The 8,167-nt window shown below is 72.6% G+C and carries 7 protein-coding genes; 4 read left to right on the top strand and 3 right to left on the bottom strand.

What is annotated here, in order from left to right:
• The 3 genes from J7E93_RS37230 to J7E93_RS20720 form a co-directional block, all read right to left on the bottom strand.
• On the bottom strand, positions 1–816 hold an 816-nt coding region (locus J7E93_RS37230), incomplete at its 3' end, for an NAD(P)H-dependent oxidoreductase subunit E (RefSeq protein WP_251066841.1).
• On the bottom strand, positions 816–2,804 hold the full coding sequence (locus tag J7E93_RS20725) for a molybdopterin oxidoreductase family protein (protein WP_215071412.1): 1,989 nt from the start codon (positions 2,802–2,804) through the stop codon (positions 816–818). The genes J7E93_RS37230 and J7E93_RS20725, both read right to left, overlap by 1 nt.
• Positions 2,801–3,778, bottom strand: a complete 978-nt coding sequence (locus tag J7E93_RS20720) for a 2-dehydropantoate 2-reductase (RefSeq protein WP_215071411.1) — start codon at positions 3,776–3,778, stop codon at positions 2,801–2,803. Before J7E93_RS20720 ends, J7E93_RS20725 begins: the two co-directional genes overlap by 4 nt.
• A gap of 310 nt (positions 3,779–4,088) precedes the next feature.
• Between J7E93_RS20720 and J7E93_RS20715 the strand changes: the two genes are divergently transcribed.
• From J7E93_RS20715 to J7E93_RS20700, 4 genes are all read left to right on the top strand, one after another.
• Positions 4,089–5,036: a beta-ketoacyl-ACP synthase III gene (locus tag J7E93_RS20715; RefSeq protein WP_215071410.1), complete on the top strand. Its 948-nt coding sequence runs from the start codon at positions 4,089–4,091 to the stop codon at positions 5,034–5,036.
• A 209-nt stretch (positions 5,037–5,245) separates the two neighbouring features.
• The gene (locus tag J7E93_RS20710; RefSeq protein ID WP_215071409.1) at positions 5,246–6,481 is read left to right on the top strand and encodes a glycosyltransferase; all 1,236 of its coding nucleotides are present in this window, start codon (positions 5,246–5,248) and stop codon (positions 6,479–6,481) included.
• A gap of 298 nt (positions 6,482–6,779) precedes the next feature.
• Positions 6,780–7,457 (top strand): GntR family transcriptional regulator, encoded by a 678-nt coding sequence (locus tag J7E93_RS20705; RefSeq protein ID WP_215071408.1) that lies wholly within the window; start codon positions 6,780–6,782, stop codon positions 7,455–7,457.
• A gap of 223 nt (positions 7,458–7,680) precedes the next feature.
• Positions 7,681–8,167 (top strand): hypothetical protein (locus J7E93_RS20700; protein ID WP_215071407.1); only part of this gene is annotated, 487 nt, incomplete at its 3' end.

Here is an 8,167-nt window from a genome sequence, read left to right as displayed (position 1 = left end):
CACGAGCGCCGCGACGTCCGCGGGCGCGACGACCCGCGCCAACCGCCGCGCCGCCGGCTCCGTCCGCCCGCCGTCCCGGGCCGTGCCTCCCGGGACGGCGGAGTCCCGCGCACCGGTCGGTGCCGGAGCTGGTTCTGGTACTGGTGCTGGTTCCGCTGCGGGCGTGGGTGTGGGTGCGGGTGCGGGTGCCGGCGGGGGCGCGGGTGCCGGTGCGGTCGGGGCCTGGCCGCTCAGTGCGCCGAGCAGCGAGACGCCCGGTCCGGGGGCCACGGCAGGGGCCGGTCCCGGGTCCGCGCCCTGACTGCCTTGGCTGTCCTGGCTGTCCTTGCTGTCCTTGCTGTCCATCCCCGCCCTGACCAGCAGCGCCGCCGGGGCCCTCTCGCACAGGCCCAGGCACGGGCTCGGCTCGAAGCGGACGCCCTCGGCGGCCAGGCCGGACGTCAGCCCGCCCGAGCCCTTCGCCGCGCAGGACAGGTCCGTGCACACGTGCAGGACCTGCGCCGGGCGCGGCCGGACCGCGAACATCGCGTAGAACGTCGCCACCCCGTACGCCTCCGCCGGCGGCACCGTGAGCCTCCGGCACAGATACGCCAGGCCCCCCTCGCTGATCCACCCCACCCGGTCGTTGAGCGCGTGCAGCCCCGGCAGCAGCAGGTCCCGGCGCTCACGCGCCTGTCTGCCGCCCCGCGCCCAGCGCAGATCGGCGGCCGCACGGTCCTCCGCCCCCTCCCACGCGGACTCCGGCGGCCCGAGGACCGCGTCCACCGCCTCGCGCTCCTCGTCCGTCGGCCTGCTGTCACCGAAACGCAGATCCATCAGGCGTCCACCCTCTCGGTCGACGGCTCGGTCGACGGCTCGGCGGACGTCCCGGCCAGCTTCTCGATCCGTATCGCCGACGCCTTGAACTCCGCCGTCCCCGCGATCGGGCAGTTCGCCTCGATCGTCAGCTGATTGGTGTCGACCTCGTCCGGAAAGTGCATCGTCATGAACGCCAGACCCGGCCGCAGCGCCGGATCGACCCACACCGGCGCCACCACGGACCCCCGCCGCGAAGAGACCCTGACCCGCTGCCCCACCGCGACCCCGTACCGCTCCGCGTCCTCCGGACACAGCTCCACGTACTCCCCGCGCCGCAGCGGCGAGGCGAAACTCCCGCTCTGCACCCCGGTGTTGTACGAGTCGAGCCGGCGGCCCGTCGTCAGCCGGATCGGATACTCCTCGTCCGTCAGGTCGACCGGGGGATCGTGCCGGACGATCCCGAACGGCGCGAGCCGTCCCCGCCGTCCGGGATCCGCCTCCCACAACCTGCCGTGCAGGAAGGAGGGTTCGATCCGCTCCAGGTCGGGACAGGGCCACTGGATGCCCTGATGCTCCTCCAGCCGCTCGTACGTCATGCCCCAGTGGTCCGGGGACAGCGCGCGCAGTTCGTTCCAGACGGCCTCCGCGTCCGCGTACTTCCACTCCTCGTGGCCGAGCCGCCGCGCGAGGTCGCACATGATGTCGATGTCCTCGCGCGCCTCGCCCGGCGGCCGCACCGCCTTCCGGACCCGCTGCACCCGCCGCTCGCTGTTGGTGGTCGTGCCCTCCGTCTCGCACCACGCCGCCGTCGCCGGCAGCACCACGTCCGCGAACTCGGCCGTCCTCGTGAGGAAGATGTCCTGCACCACCAGGCAGTCCAGCCGCGCGAGCCGCTCCATCGCCTGCCCGCTGTCCGCCTCCGACTGCGCCGGGTTCTCGCCGATGCAGTACACGGCCCGCAGCTCGCCGCTCTCCATCGCCTCGAACATCTCGGTCAGCGTCCGCCCGTACCGCGGCTGGATCCCCACACCCCAGAACGACTCGAACTTCTCCCGCACCCCCGCGTCCAGGATGTCCTGGAAACCGGGCAGCCGGTTCGGGATCGCCCCCATGTCGCCGCCGCCCTGCACATTGTTCTGCCCCCGCAACGGCTGCACCCCGGAGCCGTACCGACCCACATGGCCCGTCAGCAGCGCCAGGTTGATCAGCGCCCGTACGTTGTCGGTGCCGTTGTGGTGCTCGGTGATGCCGAGCGTCCAGCACAACTGGGCCCGCTCCGCCCGCGCGTAGGCATGGGCCAGCTCCCGTATCGCCGCGGCCGGAACACCGGTCACCTTCGACGCCGCCGTCAGTGTCCATGGTTCGACCAGCGCCCGGTACTCCTCGAAGCCGCTCGTCGCCCGCTCCACGAACGCCCGGTTGTACAGACCGGCGTGGATGATCTCCCGGCCGATCGCATGGGCGAGCGGGATGTCGGTGCCGACGTCGAGCCCCAGCCAGCTCTCGGCCCACTCGGCGGTCGAGGTGCGGCGCGGATCGACCGCGTACATCCGCGCCCCGTTGTGGATCCCCTTCAGGACGTGCTGGAAGAAGATCGGGTGGGCGAATCGGGCGTTGGAGCCCCACATCACGATCACGTCGGTGTGCTCGATCTCCTCGTACGAGGAGGTGCCGCCGCCCGAGCCGAAGACGGCGGACAGGCCGGCGACGCTCGGCGCGTGACAGGTCCGGTTGCAGGAGTCGACGTCGTTGGTTCCCATCACCACCCGCGCGAACTTCTGCGCCACGTAGTTCATCTCGTTGGTCGCGCGGGCGCAGGAGAACATCCCGAACGCGCCGCGCGCCGCCCGGAACCCGGCCGCCGCCCGGTCGAGCGCCTCCTCCCAGCTCGCCCGCCGCAGCGGGCCGCCCTTCTCGTCCCGTACGAGCGGATGGGCGAGCCGGGTGTACGTCTTCGGGGTGCCGTTCCGGCGGGTGCCGTCCCGCTGCTTGCCGCGGTTCGTCATGGCGTGCTCCTGGACTGGGTCGCGAGCAGATCCGACAGGGCGTGGACGGTACGGAGCGTCGGCACCGGTACGTCCGTGATGTCCGCGAGCTCCACCACGGCCGCGAGGAGCACATCCAGCTCCAGCGGCTTGCCCCGCTCCAGGTCCTGGAGGGTGGAGGTGCGGTGGTCACCGACCCGTTCGGCCCCGGCGAGGCGTCGCTCGACGGAGATGTCGGGCCGGCAGCCGAGGGCCGCGGCGACGGCCAGGGTCTCGTGCATCATCAGCTCGATCACCTGCCGCGTACCGCCGTGCAGGCACATCTCGCGCATCGTCGCCCGGGCGAGCGCGCTGATGGGGTTGAAGGAGATGTTGCCGAGCAGCTTGATCCAGATGTCGTGGCGCAGCTCCCGCTCGACCGGGCACTTGAGGCCCCCGGCGCGCATCGCCTCGGCGAACACCTCGCAGCGCTTGGACGCCGAGCGGTCGGGCTCGCCGATGGAGAACCGGGTGCCTTCGAGATGGCGGACGACGCCGGGGCCGCTGAGTTCCGTCGCCGCGTAGACGACACAGCCGATGGCCCGCTCGGGGGCGAGAACGGCCGAGACCGCGCCACCGGGGTCGACGCTCTCGACGCGGTGGCCGTCGTGCGGGCCGCCGTGGCGGTGGAAGTACCACCAGGGGATGCCGTTCTGGGCGGCGACCACCGCGGTGGTGTCGTGGAGAAGGGGAGCGATCAGCGGCCCGCACGCCGCGTACGCGTTGGCCTTGAGGCCGAGGAAGACGAAGTCGGCGGGGCCGACCTCGGTGGGGTCGTCGGTGGCGTGGACCCGCGCGGTGAAGTCGCCGCGGGGGCTCTCGACCCGTACGCCGTGCCGCCTCATGGCCGCGAGATGCGGTCCACGGGCTATCAGATGGACATCGGCGCCGGCGCGGTCGAGCGCGGCTCCGACGTAGGCGCCGATCGCACCGGCGCCGAGGACTGCGACCTTCACGTGCGGGTCTCCGTTCGGTCGAGGGAACCGCGAGGGAGGGTGTCGACGAAATATTGTCTACAGTATGGGGTGACGGTCGACAAGGGGTCGGGAAGGCCCCGCCCGTCACCGCTCACCCCGCCACATGTCCCCAAAGGGCCCCGCCCGGGGCCCGCCGCTCGCCCCGCGCCCGTCCGGCGCGTTGTCACGGTCTCCCAACAGGTGCGGGCGAATCTTGGTGGTTTACGTGTCCTGTTACCCATCAGTCGCTGGCAAGACTGGGTAGTTCCTGCTGAAACACGCGCCACATGAACCCAAGGGGGTCCCGGGCATGACGGGCACTCGTATCGCCGCGCTCGGGCACTACCAGCCCGCCAAGGTGCTGACCAACGACGACCTGGCCGCACTCGTCGACACCAGCGACGAATGGATCACCAGCAGGGTCGGGATCAGAACCCGCCACATGGCCGGACCCGACGAGCCGGTCGACGAGCTCGCCGCGCACGCCGCGGGCAAGGCGCTCGCCGCCGCCGGACTCGGCCCCGCCGACATCGACCTGGTCCTGGTGGCGACCTCCACCGCCATCGACCGCTCGCCGAACACCGCCGCCCGCGTCGCCGCACGGCTCGGCATGGGCTCGCCCGCCACCATGGACCTCAACGTGGTCTGCGCCGGATTCACGCACGCCCTCGCCACCGCCGACCACGCGGTACGCGCCGGAGCGGCCCGCCGGGCCCTGGTCGTCGGGGCCGACAAGATGACCGAGGTCACGGACTGGTCCGACCGCACCACCTGCGTCCTCGTCGGCGACGGCGCGGGCGCGGCGATCGTCGAGGCGACGGAGGACGGCCAGGAGCCGGGCATCGGCCCCGTGCTGTGGGGCTCGGTCCCCGAGATGGGTCACGCCGTCCGGATCGAGGGCACCCCGCCGCGCTTCGCCCAGGAGGGCCAGTCCGTCTACCGCTGGGCCACCCAGCAGCTCCCGGCCCTCGCGCGCCAGGTGTGCGAGCGCTCCGGGATCCGCCCCGAGGAGCTGGCCGGCGTGGTCCTCCACCAGGCCAACCTGCGGATCATCGAGCCCCTCGCCGCGAAGATCGGCGCCGTCAACGCGATCGTCGCCCGTGACGTGGTCGAGTCAGGGAACACCTCGGCCGCCTCGATCCCGCTGGCCCTCGCCAAGCTCGTCGAGCGCGGAGAGCTCCCGTCCGGAGCGCCGACCCTGCTCTTCGGCTTCGGGGGAAACCTCTCGTACGCGGGCCAGGTCGTCCGGGTCCCCTGACGACCCCCACGAATGACAACTCCCCACGAAATGATCTTCGAAGTGGTTGGATTGCTCCGGGCCCGGTGACCTGGGGGCGGACGGCGCGGCTGAAGCCGTGGCCGCGGTTCCACGAGTCGACCGGGGCCAGGCCGCAACCATGGACAAAGGGGTGCCGCGAAGTGCGCGTGGTGTTGTCGACGTACGGGGCGCGGGGGAGCGTCGAACCGATGGTGGGACTCGCGGTGCGGCTGCGCGAACTCGGCGCCGAGGTGCGGGTCTGCGCGCCGCCGGACGAGGAGTTCGCGGAGCTGCTCGCCGGTGCCGGGGTGTTGCACGTACCGGTCGGCGCGCCGGTGCGCCCGCTGGTGACCACGGTGACGCCGGGCTCGGCGGTGGGCCTGGCGCAGCGTGCGGCCGACCTGATCGCCGCACAGTTCGACGCGGTCGCCGCGGCGGCCGAGGGAGGCGACGCGCTGGTGGCGACCGGCCCGTTGCCGGTCACCGCCGGCGCGCGGTCGGTGGCCGAGAAACTGGGCATCCACTACGTACACGTCAGCCACCAGCCGGTCAGCCTGCCGTCGCCGCACCAACCGCCGCCCGCGCGGCGCGGTCGGCCGCTGCCACCGGAGATGACCGACAACCGGGCGCTGTGGGACCTGGACGCCCAGAACGCGAACGACATGTTCGGCGCGGCGATCAACACCCCCCGGGCGGCGATCGGCCTGCCCCCGGTGGACAACGTCCGCGACTACGCCTTCACCGACCGCCCCTGGCTGGCGACGGACCCGACCCTGAGCCCGTGGCGGCCGACGGACCTCGACGTCGTGCAGACCGGAGCGTGGTTCCGGCCGGACGAACGCCCGCTCCCGCCCGAGCTGGTGGCCTTCCTCGACGCCGGCACACCGCCGGTGTACGTGGGCTTCGGCAGCATGCCCATGAGCGCCTCGAAGGACATCGCCAAGGTGGCCGTCGAGGCGGTCCGCGCGCAGGGCCGCCGCGCGATCGTCTCCCGCGGCTGGGCAGGCCTGGATCTGGCCGGCCTGGATCTGGTCGGCTTGGACCTGATCGACGGCCAGGACGACTGCTTCACCGACGACTGCTTCACCGTCGGCGAGGTCAACCACCAGGCACTCTTCCCCCGGGTGGCCGCCGTCGTGCACCACGGCAGCGCGGGCGCCACGACGACGGCCGGCCGGGCCGGCGCGCCCCAGGTGGTGCTGGCCCAGGGTGCGGACCAGCCCTACTGGGCCGGCCGAGTGACCGAGCTGGGCATCGGTGTGGCCCCCGAGGGTCCCACTCCGACCACCGAGTCCGTGTCGGCCGCGCTCAAGACGGCCCTGGCCCCCGAGACCCACATGCGGGCGACCGCCGTGGCGGGCACGATCCGCACCGACGGTGCGGCGGTTGCCGCGAAGCTGCTGCTCGACACGGCCGGCCGGGGAAGGCCGCCGGCGTCCGCGTGAACCACGCGGGATCATCCGCCGCCACCGGCAGAAGGTCTGGCGCCGGGCCGCACCGCCGACCCGGCATGTGAGGAGTTCTCCGGGCGGCTCTCCCGAGCGCTGCTCCGGGCGATCTCCGCCCGGGGCCCTGGGGGAAATCGCCCGGGGGCCTGGGCGGGAAATCGCCCGGGGGGCCGGTTTCGGCCGAGATCGCGGCGGCTCGCATGCCCGGACCCCTGCGCCGGTAGACTGTAGACGATAGCCAATCGGCGTTGATCCGAATCCGCGTTGATCGCCACGGCGAATCGAGGGGGCCGCGATGTTGTCCGCAGGACTGCCGCAAGGAGCCGTGCCCAGGCTGGAGCGGCCGGGGCCGCTGCGCGACCGGGTCTACGAAGCGCTCCTCGAACTGATCACCACCCGGTCCCTGCGCCCGGGCCAGCACCTCGTGGAGAGCGAGCTCGCCGGACACCTCGGTGTCTCCCGGCAGCCCGTACGCGAGGCGCTGCAGCGGCTGAACACCGAGGGATGGGTGGACCTGCGGCCGGCCCAGGGCGCGTTCGTCCACGAACCCACCGACGAGGAGGCCGACCAGCTCCTCTCCGTCCGTACGCTCCTGGAGGCGGAGGCCGCCCGGCTCGCCGCCGCGAACTCGGGCTCGGCCGGGATCGCCGCGCTGCAGGAGCTGTGCGCGCGCGGCGAGCAGGCGGTCGCCGACGACGACGTCGACCTGGCGGTCGCGACGAACGCGGCCTTCCACGCCAAGGTCATGGAACTGGCGGGAAACCTCGTCCTGTCCGAACTGGCCGGCCAGGTCGACCGCCGGGTCCGCTGGTACTACACACCGGTCGCCCGCCAGCGCGGCAAGCAGTCCTGGAAGGAACACCGGCAGCTGATCGACGCGATCGCGTCCCGTGACGAGGAGCGGGCGACGGCAGTCATGCGCGCCCACACGGAACACACCCGCACGACCTACCGCGAACACACCCAGAGCTGAGCCGCGCTGGAGGGACGGCGGGCCGGGCCCACCCCGCCCTCGCGGTGGACCCGCCCCATGCCCGGTCGGCGGTAACGCGCACAGGTCTTTCCCCGTTCGGCGGAGCCCGGTGGCGAGATGCCCGGGGGCGATCTAGCTTCGATCGCGTCGAGGGGCGTTTCCCCGTACGAGAAGAACGCGGAGAACATCCGCATACGCCCCTCCTGTGATCTGGAGGATCGCCATGCGCGCGATAGGTGTCGCTTCCGCCGCCCTGCTCACCGCCGCCGCCGTTCCCCTCGCCGTGTCGACGGCCGTGGCCGACGACGGCACCGGAGGCGACATCACGTCGTTCGGCTTCTCCGTCTCGCCCGAGACGGTGGCCCCCGGTGGCACGGTCACGCTGAAGTCCGACGGATGCGAGGTGCCGTCCGTCACCGTCTCCTCCGGCGTCTTCGACACCGTCACCCTCAACGAGGGGCACGCGGGCGAGGCCACCGTCGACCTGGACGCCAAGGCCGGTGCCGAGTACGTGGTGACCTTCGACTGCAAGGGGGAGAAGGGCACCACCATGCTCACCATCGCCGACGAACCGGGCCATTCCACGGGCGGCCATACGACGGGCGGTCAGTCCACAGGCGGTCAGTCCACGGGCGGTCAGTCCACGGGCGGTCAGTCCACGGGCGGTCAGTCCACGGGCGGTCATACGGCGGGCGGTCAGTCCACGGGCG

This window comes from Streptomyces sp. ISL-36, from assembly GCF_018614205.1.
In the GTDB taxonomy this organism is placed as follows: domain Bacteria; phylum Actinomycetota; class Actinomycetes; order Streptomycetales; family Streptomycetaceae; genus Streptomyces.
Note: the sequence above shows the minus strand (reverse complement) of the source record. Positions and strands in the feature narration are given on the sequence as shown.

Bases quoted from the DNA above. Each gene is read 5' to 3' on its own strand.
- J7E93_RS20715 (WP_215071410.1), top strand. From the start codon at position 4,089: ATGACGGGCACTCGTATCGCCGCGCTCGGGCACTACCAGCCCGCCAAG.
- J7E93_RS20705 (WP_215071408.1), top strand. From the start codon at position 6,780: ATGTTGTCCGCAGGACTGCCGCAAGGAGCCGTGCCCAGGCTGGAGCGG.
- J7E93_RS20725 (WP_215071412.1), bottom strand. From the start codon at position 2,804: ATGACGAACCGCGGCAAGCAGCGGGACGGCACCCGCCGGAACGGCACC.
- J7E93_RS20710 (WP_215071409.1), top strand. From the start codon at position 5,246: ATGGTGGGACTCGCGGTGCGGCTGCGCGAACTCGGCGCCGAGGTGCGG.